We start from the raw sequence: 16948 nt of genomic DNA, 5'->3' as shown, positions 1-16948 counted from the left end.
AAGCGGGACGGCCGAAGAACTCAACGACACGCAGATGAGCTATTACGTATTCTCGCGCAAGTATCGTCCGCAGAAATTCGCCGAAGTGCTCGCGCAGGATCACGTCTCGGAGACGCTGACGCGCGCGATTGAGCATGGTCGGATCGCGCAGGCCTACTTGTTTTGCGGTGTCCGGGGGACGGGCAAGACAACGGTGGCGCGAATCCTGGCCAAGCGCCTGAATTGTGCCAATCCGCAGGGAAGCGAGCCGTGCGACCAGTGCGATTCGTGCGTGGGGATTATCAAGGGGCGGTCGCTGGACGTATTGGAGATCGATGCAGCCTCGCACACCTCGGTGGACGACGTACGCGAGCTGCGCGAGTCGATCAAGTACGCGCCGGTCAGCGGTAAGCACAAGGTGTACATCATCGACGAAGTCCATCGCTTGAGCGGCTCGGCGTTTGACGCCTTGCTGAAGACGCTGGAGGAGCCGCCGGCGCATGCGGTGTTCGTGTTTGCGACGACCGAGGCGCACAAGGTGCCGCAGACGATTTTGTCGCGCTGTCAGCGCTATGATTTCCGGCGGATCCCGGAGTCGGAACTGCGCGCGGCGCTGCGCGGTATCGCCGAAAAGGAAAAGCTCCAGGTTGCCGACGATGCGCTGGCGGAACTGGCGCGGCGCGGCGACGGTTCGCTGCGGGATGCACTGTCGATTCTCGACCAGGTGGCTTCGTGGCAGCACGAGCAGATCGACATGAAACTGCTGACCGAAGCGCTGGGAATTCTGCCGCGCAGCGAATTCCGGGCTCTGTTGGGACTGATTCGCGGGAAAGATGCGGCAGGGATCATCGGCAAGATCGACGACGTCCTGAAGGCCGGTGTCGGCGCGGCGGAGTTCGTGCGCGGGTTTCAGGAGGAAGTGCGCTTGCTGCTGGTTTTCAAGGCCGCGCCCGAACTGGGGGCGGACTACGGCATGACCGCGGATGAAGCGGCCGAGTATCGCGCACAGGCGGCAGAATATTCGCTCAATGATCTGCTGCGGATTCAGAATCTGCTGGTGGCGCTGGAGGAGAAAATCCGCGACGGGTTCGATCCCGTCATCAACCTCGAACTCACACTGTTGAAATTGATGCAGATGGAGGAGAGCGTCAGCATCGAGGAAGTGCTGAGGCAGTTGTCCGGCGGGACGATCAGCGCGGCGAAACCTGCGGCTGCGGAAACGGCTGAGGCGAAAAAAAAATCGGTAAGTCCCGCCTCGACGCTCACGATCTCCAAGCCGGCCGAGTCCCCGGCGATCGCAGCTCCTGCCGCCGCGAGGACGACCCCGCCGCCGCCGGAGTTTGATCTCAACACAATGTGGCAAGCTTTACTGGCGGCGCTGAAGCCGGTGCATCGCAATCTGCAGATCAAGCTATCGCTGGCGCAGCCGCGCGCGGTCGAGGGGAACAAGGTGACGGTGGCGTTTGACCGCATGGGGGAGGTGCACGTCCGCTATTTCCAGGATCGCAGTCTGCAGCAGACGTTGGAGCAGGTGGCCCGGCAAGTGAGCGGGCGCGACTTACGCTTCCACTTTTTCGTCGATCCCGCCTGGAGCGGCAAGGGTGAAAATGGCGGCAACGGCGGGCGCGGGGCGAACGTAATGTTTGCGGAGGCCGAAAGGGCCGAACATCCGCTGGTGGCAAAGGCGATCGAGATTTTCGAGGCCGAGGTCACGGCTCGGCGGGACCTAAACGAGAAATAGTAGCAGCAGACACGAGGAGAGTTGATGGCCAAAGGTTTTGGCGACATGATGAAGCAGGTTCAGAAGATGCAGGCCAAACTGGCGGAACTGCAGGAGGAACTGAACAACAAGCGCGTGGAGGCAACCGCCGGCGGCGGTATGGTCAAAGCAGTGGTTACCGGCAAGGGCGATCTCAAGGAAGTCAGGATCGACCCGGAAGTGCTCAAGGAGAGCGATGTCGAGATGCTGGAAGAGATGATTGTCTCGGCCGTAACCAAGGCGCAGGAGCAGGCGCAGCAGATGCAGGCCGACACGATGAGTTCGTTGACCGGCGGGTTGAATATTCCGGGGCTGGGGAATCTGGGATTGTAAGCGGTGCGATCCAACACAGCCCCCTAACCCTCTTTGTTATGGGGGAATCGAGAATGCCCACCGGAATCCGAATGATTATAATTCAAGTTATAAGATGAAACCATTGCCGACATCGGATACGTTGGAGAAGCTGATCAACCGGCTGTCGCGGATGCCGGGGGTGGGGCGCAAGTCGGCACAGCGGCTGGCGTTCTATATCCTGAAATTACCGAAAGAGCAGTCAGACGAGCTGGCGGAATTGATCACCGACGTCAAGGTCAAGGTCAAGGAGTGCTCGGTCTGCTGCAACCTTACCGACTCCGATCCCTGCCGCATCTGCGCCGACACGCAGCGCGACGCCACGAAGATCTGTGTCGTCGAGGAGGCGCACGATCTAATGGCGCTGGAGAAGGGCGAGGCCTATCGCGGGGTATACCACGTGCTGGGCGGAGTTTTGTCGCCACTGGACGGCGTCGGGCCGGACGACCTGAAGATTCGACGGCTGCTGGAGCGGCTGAAGGGGGAAGTGAGCGAGGTGATCCTGGCGACTTCGCCCGATACCGAAGGGGAGGCGACCGCGATTTATATTGCCAAGCTGATTCACCCATTGGGGATCAAGGTGACTCGCATCGCGCGGGGTCTTCCAGTGGGCACCGACCTTCAGTTTGCCGACAGCCAGACTTTGGCGAAGGCGCTGGAGGGGCGGGTGGAGTTTTAGATAACCGGCATTTCAGCCGTCTTCCCAAGAACAATTCCGACAACAACTTAACCGATTTGAGTGGCGAGTCCGGGCTCCCGGTCCGTATAATAGGGTGAAACGGGCGGGGTAAGTTGCGTCCGTGGAACAAGATCGCGCTGCCTTCTGTTAAAAGCGGTGAATGCAGTTCTGACGGGACTGCAAGTGAACAAGACAGAGTGGAGGTTTAGAATAGAATGAACACCATGAAAACCACGTTCCTGATGGCACTGCTGATGGTGCTGGCCGTCGGACTGGGATACATGTTTGGCGGCAAGGGCGGCATGATGATCGCCTTCGTGTTCGCCCTGTTGATGAACGTTTTCTCTTACTGGTTCTCGGATAAGCTGGTCTTAAAGATGTACAAAGCGCAGCCGGTGACCGAGACGGATCAGCCGCGGCTGTACAACATGGTGCGCGAGCTGTCGCAGCGGGCGCAGTTGCCGATGCCGAAGGTGTATGTGATTCCGAGCGACACGCCGAACGCGTTCGCGACCGGGCGCAATCCGCAGCACGCGGCGGTGGCGGTGACCAGCGGCATCATGCGCATCCTCAACGAAAACGAGCTGCGCGGGGTGATCGGACACGAGCTGGCGCACGTCAAGCATCGCGATATTCTGATCGGGACGATCGCGGCGGTATTTGCCGGCGCGATTTCGATGATCGCGAACATGGCGCAATTCGCGGCGATTTTCGGCGGCAGCCGGTCGGATGACGAACGCGGCGGCGGCGGTCTGGGGGTGCTGGTGATGGCGATTGTGGCGCCGATTGCGGCGATGATGATTCAGATGGCGATTTCGCGTTCGCGCGAATACCTGGCCGATGCGGGCGGCGCGAAGTTCCACGGTAATCCGCGCGATCTGGCCAATGCGCTGCGCAAACTGCACACGGCCTCCCAGCGGGTGCCGATGGATGCCAGTCCGGCGACAGCGCACATGTTTATCGTCAATCCGCTGTTCGGGCGCGGCGGTTTCACCAGCCTGTTTTCGACGCATCCGCCGATGGAAGAGCGGGTGCGGCGTCTGGAAGAGATGCGGCTGGGATATACCGGGTAAGTCGCAACCAAGAACAAAGAATGCAGAATCGAGCGGCTGATCGAAAGGTCAGCCGTTTTTTTGTCTTCAGTCTTTCACTGTCGTTGTTTTGCGGTCACAACAAAGGTGTCTGTACCAACACGAATCTCGATCTTCCCCTCGTAGAGGCCGTCCTCCATCGTGATCTTGCAGGTTCGATCTTGGGCGCGCTCGACTACCAAGCCTTGGGTGAGGGATTTGCAGAGGTAGGGGAGGCGGGAATCGCGCCGACTCGCGTCGCTCTTCATGTCTTGGACGACATAGAGCCAATTCTCGACGCTATCTACATAGTTGATCACCGCTTCAATCAATCGGAGCGAGTCCATTGATAGTCTTTGGTTGTTGCGTGGAGGCACTGGCCTGTAGTGACGAGGTTGCCGATGGATAGTCGAGTCGACCGGCCGTTTGAGCGAGTCGCTTAATGGCGGTGTCTCCCAGAGTTTGCCCTGGCTGTCTGGGACTGCAGTTGTCCGTGGGTGCACTCCGGTGACGCTTGGCGGAGGGCCGGAATCATAAGTGTCAATTACTCTTATGCTTAAACTGTCCGGTTGACCGGAAACTGGTTCGGGCGGCCCCAAGATCCGATAGTAGCGAGAAGTTATCCTGCCTCGCGTCTTGAAGAGATTTGAATGACTGACACTGCACGAGGCGCTGACGAACCCTTGGAAGAACTCGTAACAGCCATGCACAGCACGGGCTCTTAAGACCAGCGATACAACAGAGCCCTCTTCAAGGCGTCCGTGCCACTCCGTTTGTCCTGAATCCAGAACACAGCAAGGGGGAAGGAGAATAACGACCTTGTCTGGCACATCGTTGTAATGCGTGATCGGCTGCTTGATCTTGACATTGAAGGTCACTCGAAACGTGTCACCGACGACGATCGTATCGGGCAAGAGCAATTCGAGATCGGCATCCAGGTTGTAGGGACGGCTCACTGGCTCGTTCGCGGTGAGTTGGTGTACCGAGAGGATGATCAGGCAGGATGCGGCAAAGACAAATCGGGCAACCGCCGCTGAATTTGTAGTCATGTAGGCACTCCCTTCAAAATCATCGACCCGATGCAGGATCCGACCAGGGGAATCTCGCATGCGCAAAGCCAATGCACTCCAGTATACATTTCCAATTTCACGGGCGTCAAGGTGATTTGTTGAGCTCCGGATCGACTTTTCGGCAAGGTTCGCGCTTCCAAAGCACCCTGGAATTTCATACCTTCTTCTCCCAATAATCGTATAACCGCTATATATGCGGAGGATAAGAATGACTCTTCGGTTCAACAGTTCTGGACTCAGTAAGCTCACAGCGATCTGGGTTTTGATTGTCCTTGGCTTGAGCGCAGCCGCGCTGGCGCAGGCGCCGACGCCGCCGGTGGCGACGGTGATTCCCAAGGCGGACACGCTGTTCGGCGAGGTGCGCATCGACAACTACTTCTGGCTGCGCGACCGCACCGATCCGGATGTTTTCGACTATCTCGAAGCCGAGAACGAGTACACCAAGATGATGATGACGGACACGGAGGCGCTGCAGGAGCAGATCTTCAAGGAAATCATCGGCCGCATCAAAGAGACCGACCTGAGCGTGCCGGAAAAGGTTGACAACTACTATTACTACTCGCGCACCGAGCAAGGTAAGGAATATGCGATCCACTGCCGCAAGTTGGGGAGTCTGGAGGCGCCGGAAGAAATTCTGCTCGACGAAAACGAGCTGGCGGTCGGGAAGGAATATCTGCACATCGGCGCGTACGGCCTCAGCCCGAATCACCAGTTGCTGGCGTACTCGGTCGATACGACGGGCGGCGAGGTCTACACGCTGTATGTCAAGAATCTGCAGACCGGCAAGCTGCTGAGCGACCGCGTGCCCAACGTCGGCAACAGCATCGCCTGGGCGGCGGACAACCACACGCTTTTCTACGACGTGCTCGACGAAACCTACCGGCCGTATCGCATCTATCGCCACGTGCTCGGCAGCGCGGCGAGCGCGGACAAACTGATTTTTGAGGAGCCGGACGATCACTACTTTGTTGATGTCGCACTGTCGCGCAACAAACGTTGGATCATGATTGATCTGGGCAGCGAGACGACCTCGGAGGCACTGTACCTTGACGCCAACAATCCGCTCGGCGAATTCAAGGTGGTGCAGCCGCGCCAGGCGGGTGTTGAGTACTACGTGTTCCCGCACGACGACCAGTTTTTTATTATCACCAATGACAACGCGCTCAACTTCAAGGTGATGACGGCGCCGGCGAGCAACCCGGGCAAGGCGAACTGGAAAGAGTTCCTGCCATACCGCGAGGAGATCCGGGTCGAGTCGATGAAGACTTTCAAGGATTACGTCGCCATCAGCGAGCGCCAGAACGGATTGATCCAGCTCAAGATCGTGCGCTTGAGCGACAAGGCGGAGCACAATATCGAGTTTCCGGAAGCGACGTTTTCTGCAATGTTCAACAACAATCCGGACTTCAACAGCCGTGCACTGCGGTTTACCTATTTCTCGCTGACGACACAGAAATCGGTGTTTGAATACGACATGGAATCGCGCGAGCGCAAGCTTCTAAAGCAGGATGAAATCCCCAGCGGCTATGATGCCACGCAATATCAGGCCGAGCGCATTTTTGCGACGGCGCCGGACGGGGTGCAAGTGCCGATCGCGCTGGTTTACCGCAAGGACAAGTTTCGCAAGGACGGGACGAACCCGGTGTATCTTGACGGCTACGGCGCTTACGGAATTCCGGAGGACCCGTGGTTTTCGGTGGCCCGGATCAGCCTGCTCGACCGCGGTTTTGTGTTTGCGATCGCGCAGGTGCGCGGCGGCGGCGAGATGGGGCGACCGTGGTATTACGCCGGCCGGCTGCTGAACAAGAAGAACACCTTCACCGACTTCATCGCCTGTGCTGAGCACCTGATCAAGGAGAAGTACGCAGCCACGGACAAGGTCATCGCTTATGGCGGGAGCGCCGGCGGTCTGCTGGTCGGGTCGGTGTTGACAATGCGTCCCGATTTGTGGGGTGCGGTCGTTGCCGATGTGCCGTTTGTTGACTTGATCAACACCATGTCGGACTCGACGATTCCGTTGACGGTTACCGAATGGGAGGAATGGGGAAATCCGCTGGAACCGGAATACTATAGTTACATGCGCTCGTACTCGCCGTATGACAATATCCGTGCCACCAACTATCCGCCGATCTTGATTACCGCCGGGTTGAACGATCCGCGCGTGGCGTACTGGGAGCCGGCGAAATTCTGCGCCAAGTTGCGCGCCATGAAGACCGACGGCAATTTACTGCTGTTGAAAACCAATATGGATGCTGGTCACGGCGGGGCGTCGGGGCGTTATGAGGCTTACAAGGAGATCGCGTTTGAATACGCGTTCCTGCTGAAGGTGCTGAAGCTCCAGCCCTGACACCGACGCTTGATCAAGTGTTTCGAGATGAAGCGAGAGTGCAGTTCACTCTCGCTTTCGTTTTGTCTCGTCTCACAGCAGTAAGCGCTTCTCGCGACAGTGATTGAGTCATTGATGGAGTGGGACGGCAACCGAGGTTCGAGTGCAATCCCGAGTACCGCATCGCAACACCGTCTACACAACTAACCTTCTGATCGATAATGGATTAAGGCTTTCGCCCGGCGTGTCGATAATACGACAATGGGAATCTTACCCGGGTGAGCGCACTTTGAATAGCACGATTCGATCACTCTTCCCCCGGTTAGAGAGCATCTACATGGCTTCGCGCGCCATCACGGCCGTAGCTGTGCTGAGTTGGATGTTTTCCACGACCGGGGCCGAGAACGTCCAGCGCGAGATCAGCTTTGGCATGGTGATCTTCGCGCTGCACCTGGCGATTTTCTATTCCATTTGGAAATTCAAGCCGAAGCTGATCTCGGAGGTCTTCACCTATTCCTTGATCTTCGACGTGATTTTCGTGACCTACCTGATCAAGTTCACCGGCGGCGCGGATTCCGGTTTTTACCTGCTGTACTACCTGAACATCATGTTCTCAGCGTACTACTTCAGCCTGAACTTCTGCGTGGGCGTTTCGTTCGCCGTAACGATTCTTTACATCGTCTCCAACCCGGAACTGCTCACCAGAACCTCGCCGATTGAACTGGGGTTGCGGGTCGGGTTTGCCTGGTTTTTTGCTTATGCGGTGGGATTTGTCGCGCGGCATATGAAGCAGTCGGAGGGCAAGCTGCTGAAACTGCTCGATTCACTTAACGAGAGCACGACCGAACTGGAACGTTCACAGGCGCGGATCGAAAACATCTATGAAACCTCGCGGTTGTTGGGCGAACTGCATGACGACCAGGGCATCACCCGCGACGTGTTAAATATCGTCGAATCAATTCTGGGATTCGAGATGTGTTCGATTCAGCTCTGCGCTCCCGACTTGACCTACCTGTACGAGCGCGGACGGCTGCAGGAGGGCCGGCGGCTGACCTCCGGTCTGCGGGAGATTATCGCGGCGGAGGGACTGGTCGGCGAAGTAGTGCGCAGCGGCCGGGCGCGAAGAATCGTTGATCTGCAGCAGTTTCCCGAGTATATTCCGACCATCAGCGACGCGCAGAGCGCGCTGATTGTACCGATGATATCGCATGGACGCGTCATCGGCGTCTTGCAGGCGGAGGCCAGCCGGCTCAATCGCTTCTCCGAGACCGACCAGAAGGTCGCGGCGATTCTGGCCGGGTCGGCGGCGATGGCCTACGAAAACTCGCGCCTGCACGCCGAACTGGAGAAGATGGTGATTATCGACGAGCTGACCGGAGTCTACAACTACCGCTTCTTCTCCGAGCGCCTCAACGATGAAATCAAGCGCGCCACCCGCTACCACCAGCCACTATCGCTGATCATGGTTGACCTCGATTGGTTTAAGCGGATTAATGACAATTACGGGCATGAGGCGGGAAATATGCTGTTGCGCGGCGTGGTGCGGGTGCTGGCGGCCAATATCCGTGACACCGACGTCCTCGCCCGCTATGGTGGCGAGGAGTTTATCATCATCCTCCCGCAAACCGATAACGACGACGCCCGAATTATCGCCGAGCGAATTCGCGCCGAGATCGAGTCCTCGACTTTCGGCGACGGCGCCAAGTTCCCGCGCCTGAGAGTCACCGTTTCGGTCGGAATTACCACCTATCCTGACAATGGTCGCAGCGAGGACGAGCTGGTGCAGCTGGTCGATCAGGCGATGTACCTCGCCAAGGGCAGCGGCAAGAACGCGGTCGTGATGATCTGATGCTTGAGCTGCGGCGCATGGTCGGGTCACTGCTCGTGGCGGGATTCGACGGGCATTTGCTCCCCCACAACTTTGAAGCTGCATTGAAGGATGGCGCGCTTGGCGGTATAATCCTGTTTGCCCGCAACTATCGCGACCGCGACCAACTGCGACGGCTGACCGCGATGACGACGGTAGCCGGGGGAGCGCAAGCGCTGATTGCCGTGGATCAGGAGGGTGGACGCGTCGTGCGTTTCGACGGAGATTTTCCCACGTTTCCTTCACCGTGGCACTATGCCGAAGCCGGCGATCCGGAAGGGTTGCTGGCTGCCGCCGCGACAACGGCGCGCGAACTGCGCAAAGACGGGATCAATCTGAATCTGGCGCCGGTCTGCGATTTGGCGCCCGCAACAAGTGACCACGTCTTGTATGGACGGGCGTACTCCTCGGATCCGGGCACGGTGGCGGCGGTGACAACGGCGCAGGTCCAGCAATTCCATCGCGAGCGCGTGCTGGCGTGCGCCAAGCATTTCCCCGGCCTGGCCAGTGCCATCGGCGATCCGCATCAAGTGGTTGCGCGCTCGCAGCAAAGCCGCGAAGAATTTCGGCACAAGGATTACGCGCCGTTTCGCGCGGCAGCGCAGGCGGATGTCGATTTCGTGATGACCACCCACGTGCGAGCCGATTCGCTCGATCCGGGTCAAATCGCGACCTTTTCGGAGCACATTATTGAGGAAGAATTACGCGGCGAAATCGGATTCTCCGGGCTTGTCATTTCTGATGATTTGCAGATGTTGGGGGCCCTGGAGCAAATCAACCAGGTCGAAGCGGGCGTGCGCGCTTTGTTGGCGGGTAACGACTTGCTAATCTATGCCAACTTGCACGATCAATTGGACGAGGTGATCGGTGGAATGGCGGCGTACGCACAGCACGATGAAAGACTTGCGCTGCGAATCGCAGCGAGCTACCATCGAGTGAGCCGGTTCAAGAAAGAAAACGCGCAGTTCCTGAGTGCATGATTCACCCCTTGATCAAAGTGATTACCAACAAGATGCCGCGGCGCACCCTCGGATTGATGTCGGGGACGTCGGCGGACGGATTGGATATAGCCTATTGCGAAGTCAACTTGCTCGATCGCTCACTGCGGAACCTGGCGGCAGCGACAGCGCCCTATCCTGGTGAACTGCGCGAGAAAGTGCTTGAACTGGCGAATAGCGCGGCCGTGTCACTGGAGGAGTTGAGCGCTACGAGTCACGCGCTGGGTCGCTTCTATGCCGGCGCGGTCGTCGAGTTTTGCCGGACACACCAGCTCGCACGGGAGCAGATCGATTTGATCGGATCGCACGGGCAGACGGTGCGCCACCTGTCGCAGCCGCGCACCGTTGCGGGTTTCGAGACGCGCGCCACATTGCAGATCGGTGAGGCGGAGTACCTGGCAAAAGCAACGCGTGTGGTCACAGTCAGCGACTTTCGCAGCGCGGACCTGGCGGTCGGGGGCAGCGGGGCGCCGCTGGCGCCGATCTACCATGCGCTGCGATTTTCCGAGCGGCGGCTAACGAAGGCGGTAGTCAATATCGGTGGGATCGCCAATGTGACGATACTCAAACGCGACGGTGAAGTACTGGCCACCGACACCGGCCCCGGCAATTGCCTGATCGACACCTTGATGCGCAGCGCCTGCGGGCGCAATTATGATGCCGGCGGCGCGGTGGCAGCCACCGGTGCGGTTCATGACGCACTGCTGGCAGAATTGTTGAGAAGTGAGTTCGTGACCCGCTCATTGCCGATGAGTCTTGATCGCCGGGAAATGGCGAAGTTGCTTGAAGCTGAACCGGTCAAGGCACTGATCAAAGAGTTGAAGCCTGAGGATTCGGCAGCGACGCTGACGGAGTTCACGGCAGTGACGATCCGGCGCCAGACGCAACGTCTGTGCCGCGATGAGTCGCCGTCGTTGGTGCTGGTCTGCGGCGGCGGCGCGCATAACGTGACGTTACGGAAGAGACTGCAGGAGCATTTTGCGCCGGCACGCGTGGGTTTGACCACGGAATTCGGGTCAAACGTTGATTTCGTCGAGGCGGAGACATTTGCGTATCTGGCCAACCTGGCGATCGAAGGTGAGGAAGGGAATTTGCCCCAGGTCACCGGCGCGGCGCGTCGAGCGGTGCTGGGTAAAATATCATTGCCATGATGCGAACCTTCGTCGTTGCGATCATCACGTTTGTCGTGTCGATGCTGGCCTGCGCGCGGATGAACTACGCGGTCAAGCAAGATGGTTACGATGCGCTCAAGAAGCCGCTGATTCGCGTGCGCATCCTGCATACAGCGGACAAGGTCAAATTCGGCGCCAAAGGGGACTGCGTGGTGCGCACCTGGGATGTCAACAATGAGAAGTCCGCCTATTACTCCTCAGCGCATTTGAAGATCGAAGCGGAAGGCTCATATCTGACCCTGACCGATCTCGACGGCAACCGGCTGGAAACGAAACTCAGAAAAGTAACGGTGTCGGCGGACAAGAAGTCGTGGCTGTGGCTGGACAAGCGCAAATTCCGCGGTGTCTTCGAATTCTATCCCGACGGCCACGATACCTTGTACATCGTCAACGTCCTGAACCTCGAGGACTATCTGCGCGGCGTACTGGCGCCGGAAATTGGCCGGCGCAATCAGGATGAATATGAAGCAGTCAAAGCGCAGGCGGTGGCGGCGCGCACCTATGCGCTGGTGACGCGCGGGAAATATCCCAACAAACAATACGACATGGTTAACGAGATTCTCGACCAGGTGTATATCGGCGTCGACGGTGAGCAGCGCCTGACCGATCAGGCCCTGCGCGAAACGCGCGGCGAAGTCCTGATGGCGGACGGTGAACTGATCGAGACCTACTACCACTCGACCTGCGGCGGTCACACCGATGCGGTAGCCGACGTCTGGGACAAGGAGCCGCGTTCATACCTGCAGAGCGTACCGGATGACACCTTCTGCAATTGGTCGAAGTACTACACCTGGGACGAAACCTTGGCGGCGGATTCGGTGCTGGCGTCGATTCGCAAGTATCTGGAAGCGGGACGCAAGGATGCGAGTACCCTGGGCACGCAGTTGCTCGCCATGACGGTGCAGTCGCGCGCGACCGGCGGTCGTGCCATTACGCTGCGCGTCACCACTGAGCGCGGCGACGTGTACCTGACTAAGGACCAGATTCGCTGGGCGATTACGCGGCCGAATGGCGGCGGGATCCTGCGTTCGTCGGATGTGGATTTTCAGTTGGTGCGCGATTCCGCCGGCCTGGTGACGGCGGTGCAGGTCAGCGGCCGCGGCTACGGGCACGGGATCGGCATGTGCCAGTGCGGCGCCATCGGCCGCGCTCGCGCGGGGCAGACCTACCGGGAGATTTTGACTCACTATTACACCGGTGCGCAGATCCAAAAAATGTATTGAGCGCCGAGTTGAACTGATCGATCTTCGGATCATGGGTCTGCGCGCGTGGATTGTCCTCCTGTTGCTTGCTGCGGTTTGTGTTGCTTCCACGGCGGTCGGCGGCAGCGGTCGCGTCTACACGATTCAGCTTCACGGCGGTGTCCTACAGCCGGTACTCAATGACTCGGCGCAGATCTGGCTTCTGGCGCCCGCCTTCGGCTTCGATGCGCAAATCCAGTTAACAAAACGGCTGGCACTGACGGCGTCGCTACAACACGCCCAGATCGACAACGATACGTGCGTAGCATCTTTCCTCGATATTGACAATGACCGATCCAATCGCCGCTGGAAGCTGACGACTCTTAGCTTCGGACCACGGCTTTATCTAAAGGAACGGGGTGGACTGGCGCCGTTCTTGCAGGCGCAGGCGGCAGCGGTGCTCTGGAGCGTACATTTGCGCGCGGATGGCGCAAGACTCGTGGTGCGGTCCAGCGACGGCGGCAAGACTGATTTGGCGGCCACGGAAATCGCCGCCAGCGCCGCGCTGGGACTGGAGTATCAGATTTCAAGCCGGATTGCGATCGATCTGACGACGACCCTGATGTATCTCACCGGCTTGGGAACCGACTTCGCCGATTGGGTCAATGACTCCCGATCGCGGGGAATTGTCAGCGCAGTTGCCGGAATCTCGATCAGCTTTGGCGGGCGATCGTCCAGTCGTGGCGGTGCCGCGAAGTTGCGCCCACGACGCGAGAGAGAATCCGAACGCCGCGTCTACGAAGTGCAGCCGCAGCGATCGCCGACCGATTCGACTCTGATGGTGCCGCTACCGGCGCGGGTCGACTCCGCCAGCGCGAAGATCGACTCTGACGATGACGGCGTCGTCGATTCGCTCGATACATGCCCTGGCACAGCGGGAGGGATCGTTGTCGACGCGCACGGATGTCCGGATTACGAGGTTTACTTGCGCCGGCAGGTACTGCACGCGCTGTTCGCGCCCGGCGACACGCTGCTGCGAGCGGAGCGCGGAATTGCCGTGGACTCGGTGGCGGCATTGCTGCAGATGTTTCCGGAAGTGCGAGCAGCGATCGTTTGCCATACAGATAATCTGGGCGGCGAAGACGCGAATCTGAAGCTGTCCCAGGCGCGGGCGCGCTCGGTGCGCGATTACCTTGTGACACGCGGAGTCGCCCGCGAGCGCCTGGAGGCGATCGGGCGCGGGGCGGTCAATCCGATTGCCTCCAATCGCACGCGCGCCGGCCGCGAACAGAATCGGCGCGTCGAAATTGAGTTCCGCTGGTGAATTGAATGTGCGGGCGGGCAGAGAGGCGCGCCGCCGGCGAACCTCTCTGCTCGTTGAAGCTAGGGCGTTTCTAGCCAGCCGTCAGAGGGCTGCTGGTTCGGTTTGTGCGCCAGCCCTTTCCAAACCTTGGTGTTGTCCGAGCCATGCTGATGGATGATGTAGGTGCAGGTCGGCTCGCTGCACACCCAGTTGGTGGCGTTAGTCATGAGCAGCGGCAGAAGTTTGCCGCGACCGCATGAGGGGCAGGCAATCGGTTCGAACATCGTCACAATCTCCCATTTGAGCTTGAGTTCAATTTGTTCGCGCGCGGCTTTGGCGGCGGCCGCAGCCGCGCCGCTTCCGGCAGCAGCTCCAGCGGCCACTACTTCTTGCCTTTCAGGTAGCGGTCAAACCACTTGACGAACCACTCGAGCCGCACCAGCCGCCGGTCGGGCCGGCCGCAACGCGACAAGCCGTGCGGTTCATCCGGGAAGCGGATCATCTCGACCGTCCGGCCGAGCATCTTGAGTGAAATGAATAGCTGCTCACCCTGCTCGATCGGGCAGCGCAAGTCCTGCTCCGAGTGCGAGATCAGCAGCGGCGTGCGGATCTTCTTGACATAGGTCAGCGGCGACATCTTGCGCCAATTATCGAGATTGTTGTAAGGCGTGCCGAAGATTTCCTTCGTCATCAGGTAGCCGATATCGGAGGAGCCAAACATCGACTCGAGATTGACGACCGAGCGCTGGGTGATCGCCGCGGCAAAGCGGTTGGTGTGCCCGACGATCCAATTGGTCATGTAACCACCGTAGCTGCCGCCGGTCACGCCCATGCGCTTCTTGTTAATGTAGGGCTTGGCTTCCATGTAGTCGGCGAATGCCATACAGTCATCGAAATCGACCGTGCCCCAGGCGTTGGTAATGGTGTCAGCGTGCTTCTCGCCATAACCCTGACCGCCGCGGATGTTGCTGAAATACACGACATAGCCGGCAGCGGCGAGCACCTGGAATTCGTGGAAGAAGCTGTTGCCGTACTGCACGCGCGGACCGCCGTGAATCTCCAGCACCGACGGATACTTGCGGCGCGGCGAGAAATCGGGCGGTTTCATGATCCAGCCGTGGACCGGATAGTTACCCTTGCCGCGGAAAATGATTTCCTCCGGCTTGGCCAGCATGATTTCGTCCATGAGCGCTTTGTTGAAGGCGGTCAATTTCTCGACCCGGGCATTGCGCTTGACGAGGTCGAACGCATGGACTTCCGCCGGCAAAGTGTGATTCGAGATCACGAGGGCGACTTTGGTCGTTTTGCCGTTGAGGGAGGCGCCCATGACATGCTGTTTGCCGCGCACGACCGGCTCGATGACGCGGCCGCTGGCAGAGACGCGGTAGAGATTGGTGCTGCCGGAGTCGCTGAGCACAAAGTAAATCCAGCGGCCGTCGGGTGACCAATGCACCAGACCGCCGGAGTGGGCTTCGACGGTATCGGAGATCGTCTCGTCCATGCAGTAGCGGTCAAGTCGTTTGGTAAGATTGACCGCTTTGCCGCCGCGCACCGGGACTTTCCAGGCGTTCCAGTTGGTCACGCCCCAGGAGTCATCGGGGTTGTCGTGGCCGAGATAGGCGAGGAATTTGCCGTCGGGCGAGAACTTGACGAAGCCGAGCGGACCTTTGGGTGTCGCAATCAATCGCGCCTTGCCGCCATGGGCAGGCATGATGAAGATATCCTGCAGATCGGGATAGAGATCGAAGTTGCGCTGGATGTTGGTGACATAGGCAATCCAGCGGCCGTCCGGCGAGCAGGTCACCGAGGACTTCTCGACGCCGCCCTTGGTGAGCTGGGTGCCTTTGCCCGTCGTCAGGTCGATCGTCCAGATCTGCGCTTCCTCTTTCGGCATAAAGCCGTAGTTGTCGAGCTTGTGGAACAACCGGGTGATATGGCGATAGACCGGAGTTTCGCGCTTACCGTCCTTGGTCTTGGGCACGTCGTCGTACTTGCGAAACGTGCACAGAATCTTCTTGGAGTCAGGCGTGAACTGCAGGTCGCCGAAATCGCCTTCCATATCGTTGAGCAGCCGCGGTTCGCCGCCGTGGCGCGGCATGACGTAGATGCCCTTCTTGTCATTGCGCTTCGATACAAACGCCAGCCACTTGCCGTCGCGTGAAAACACCGGCACCGAATCGGAGACCTCGCCGTGCGTGTACTGGCGCAGGTCGGAGCCGTCGACGTTGATCATGTACAAATGCGAATGGTATTTCTTCTTGTCTGCGGCAATGGTGCGGACGTTGACCGCGATTTCGGTTTCGTCCGGCGACAAGGCAACGCCGTCGACAAACTTCATTTTCAGCAAGTCATCCTTGGTGATTTTGCGCTTCTTCATGAATTCTCCTTCAGGGCAGCTGCAACTCGTTTCGATAGTTGCAGTTTACGTAGAAGCTTGTATACGAGTTCCGCGCAAAGAATGCAATCGAAATATGGACCGGCGCACTGTGGCGCGATCAAATCAGATGCGCAATCAGAATGCGCGCCCCGATCACGATCAGGATGATGCCGCCGACAAATTCCGCGCGGCGGCCGATGCGCGCGCCGAGACAGTGGCCGCAGAGCAAGCCGATCGCGGTGAAGGCTAGCGCGACGATGCCGATCACGACGCTCGGCATCAGGATACTGACCTGCAGCAGCGCCACCGACAGACCGACCGCCAGCGCATCGATGCTGGTCGCGATCGACAACAGCACCAGCGACCACTTGCGCGTCGGATCGGCGAGGGCGACGTTGATGTGCTCTTTGTGGCGGTAAGCATCAAACAGCATCTTGCCGCCGATCCAGACCAACAAGGCAAAGGCGAGCCAGTGGTCGAGGGAACCGATCAGATGTTCGACCTTGGTGCCGAGGTACCAGCCGATGACCGGCATCAGTGCCTGGAAGAGTCCGAAGTGAAATGAGAGGCGGAAGTAGTGGCGAAAGGTAAGCGGGTGCAGGCGCGTCCCGACCGCGACCGCGACGGCGAAGGCGTCCATCGCCAGACCGACGGCGATGGCGAGAACGGTCAACAAACTCATTGGGATCGGTTCTCGGCATTAGTTGTCGCTGTCGGAACGCTCATCATTCAGGGAAAGTAGCAGAGATCGCCAGCATTGCAACGAGAAATGTTGAGGCATCGGGCGTGGTCAGGAAGCGATCGGCGATGCCAACA

At 59.0% G+C, this 16948-nt stretch carries 14 protein-coding genes; 10 read left to right on the top strand and 4 right to left on the bottom strand.

Annotation, left to right across the window (positions count from 1 at the left end):
• Window positions 1–34 precede the first annotated feature (34 nt).
• From dnaX to htpX, 4 genes are all read left to right on the top strand, one after another.
• On the top strand, window positions 35–1720 hold the full coding sequence (gene dnaX / locus IT585_05420; GenBank protein MCC6962672.1) for a DNA polymerase III subunit gamma/tau: 1686 nt from the start codon (window positions 35–37) through the stop codon (window positions 1718–1720).
• Window positions 1721–1744: 24 nt separating this feature from the next.
• Window positions 1745–2071 carry a YbaB/EbfC family nucleoid-associated protein gene (locus tag IT585_05415; GenBank protein ID MCC6962671.1) on the top strand — a complete coding sequence of 109 codons (327 nt, stop codon included), beginning with the start codon at window positions 1745–1747 and terminating at the stop codon, window positions 2069–2071.
• A 94-nt stretch (window positions 2072–2165) separates the two neighbouring features.
• Complete coding sequence (recR, locus tag IT585_05410; protein MCC6962670.1) at window positions 2166–2768, top strand: recombination protein RecR; 603 nt, start codon at window positions 2166–2168, stop codon at window positions 2766–2768.
• 215 nt (window positions 2769–2983) lie between these two features.
• Window positions 2984–3841 carry a zinc metalloprotease HtpX gene (gene htpX / locus IT585_05405; GenBank protein MCC6962669.1) on the top strand — a complete coding sequence of 286 codons (858 nt, stop codon included), beginning with the start codon at window positions 2984–2986 and terminating at the stop codon, window positions 3839–3841.
• Between the two features lie 74 nt (window positions 3842–3915).
• On the opposite strand, the gene IT585_05400 is transcribed toward htpX, so the two are convergent.
• The gene (locus tag IT585_05400; protein ID MCC6962668.1) at window positions 3916–4959 is read right to left on the bottom strand and encodes a hypothetical protein; all 1044 of its coding nucleotides are present in this window, start codon (window positions 4957–4959) and stop codon (window positions 3916–3918) included.
• A 157-nt stretch (window positions 4960–5116) separates the two neighbouring features.
• Here IT585_05400 and IT585_05395 point away from each other — a divergent pair, with 157 nt between their 5' ends.
• From IT585_05395 to IT585_05370, 6 genes are all read left to right on the top strand, one after another.
• Window positions 5117–7255, top strand: a complete 2139-nt coding sequence (locus IT585_05395) for a S9 family peptidase (GenBank protein ID MCC6962667.1) — start codon at window positions 5117–5119, stop codon at window positions 7253–7255.
• A gap of 316 nt (window positions 7256–7571) precedes the next feature.
• Window positions 7572–9083, top strand: coding sequence for a diguanylate cyclase (locus IT585_05390; GenBank protein MCC6962666.1), 1512 nt, complete (start codon window positions 7572–7574; stop codon window positions 9081–9083).
• The gene (locus IT585_05385) at window positions 9083–10081 is read left to right on the top strand and encodes a glycoside hydrolase family 3 protein (GenBank protein ID MCC6962665.1); all 999 of its coding nucleotides are present in this window, start codon (window positions 9083–9085) and stop codon (window positions 10079–10081) included. Before IT585_05390 ends, IT585_05385 begins: the two co-directional genes overlap by 1 nt.
• Window positions 10078–11250: an anhydro-N-acetylmuramic acid kinase gene (locus IT585_05380; protein MCC6962664.1), complete on the top strand. Its 1173-nt coding sequence runs from the start codon at window positions 10078–10080 to the stop codon at window positions 11248–11250. The genes IT585_05385 and IT585_05380 overlap by 4 nt, the downstream gene beginning before the upstream one ends.
• On the top strand, window positions 11247–12494 hold the full coding sequence (locus tag IT585_05375; protein ID MCC6962663.1) for a SpoIID/LytB domain-containing protein: 1248 nt from the start codon (window positions 11247–11249) through the stop codon (window positions 12492–12494). Before IT585_05380 ends, IT585_05375 begins: the two co-directional genes overlap by 4 nt.
• Before the next feature lie 31 nt (window positions 12495–12525).
• On the top strand, window positions 12526–13776 hold the full coding sequence (locus tag IT585_05370; GenBank protein MCC6962662.1) for an OmpA family protein: 1251 nt from the start codon (window positions 12526–12528) through the stop codon (window positions 13774–13776).
• A gap of 59 nt (window positions 13777–13835) precedes the next feature.
• On the opposite strand, the gene IT585_05365 is transcribed toward IT585_05370, so the two are convergent.
• The 3 genes from IT585_05365 to IT585_05355 form a co-directional block, all read right to left on the bottom strand.
• Window positions 13836–14138, bottom strand: a complete 303-nt coding sequence (locus tag IT585_05365; protein MCC6962661.1) for a hypothetical protein — start codon at window positions 14136–14138, stop codon at window positions 13836–13838.
• Entirely contained in the window at window positions 14138–16132 is a 1995-nt protein-coding gene (locus tag IT585_05360) for a S9 family peptidase (GenBank protein MCC6962660.1), read from the bottom strand. The genes IT585_05365 and IT585_05360 overlap by 1 nt, the downstream gene beginning before the upstream one ends.
• A 118-nt stretch (window positions 16133–16250) precedes the next feature.
• Complete coding sequence (locus tag IT585_05355; protein MCC6962659.1) at window positions 16251–16814, bottom strand: manganese efflux pump; 564 nt, start codon at window positions 16812–16814, stop codon at window positions 16251–16253.
• Window positions 16815–16948 lie beyond the last annotated feature (134 nt).

It is taken from the genome of Candidatus Zixiibacteriota bacterium, assembly GCA_020853795.1.
Taxonomy (GTDB): Bacteria; Zixibacteria; MSB-5A5; order CAIYYT01; family CAIYYT01; genus JADJGC01.
This window is presented reverse-complemented; position numbering and strand designations above follow the sequence as displayed.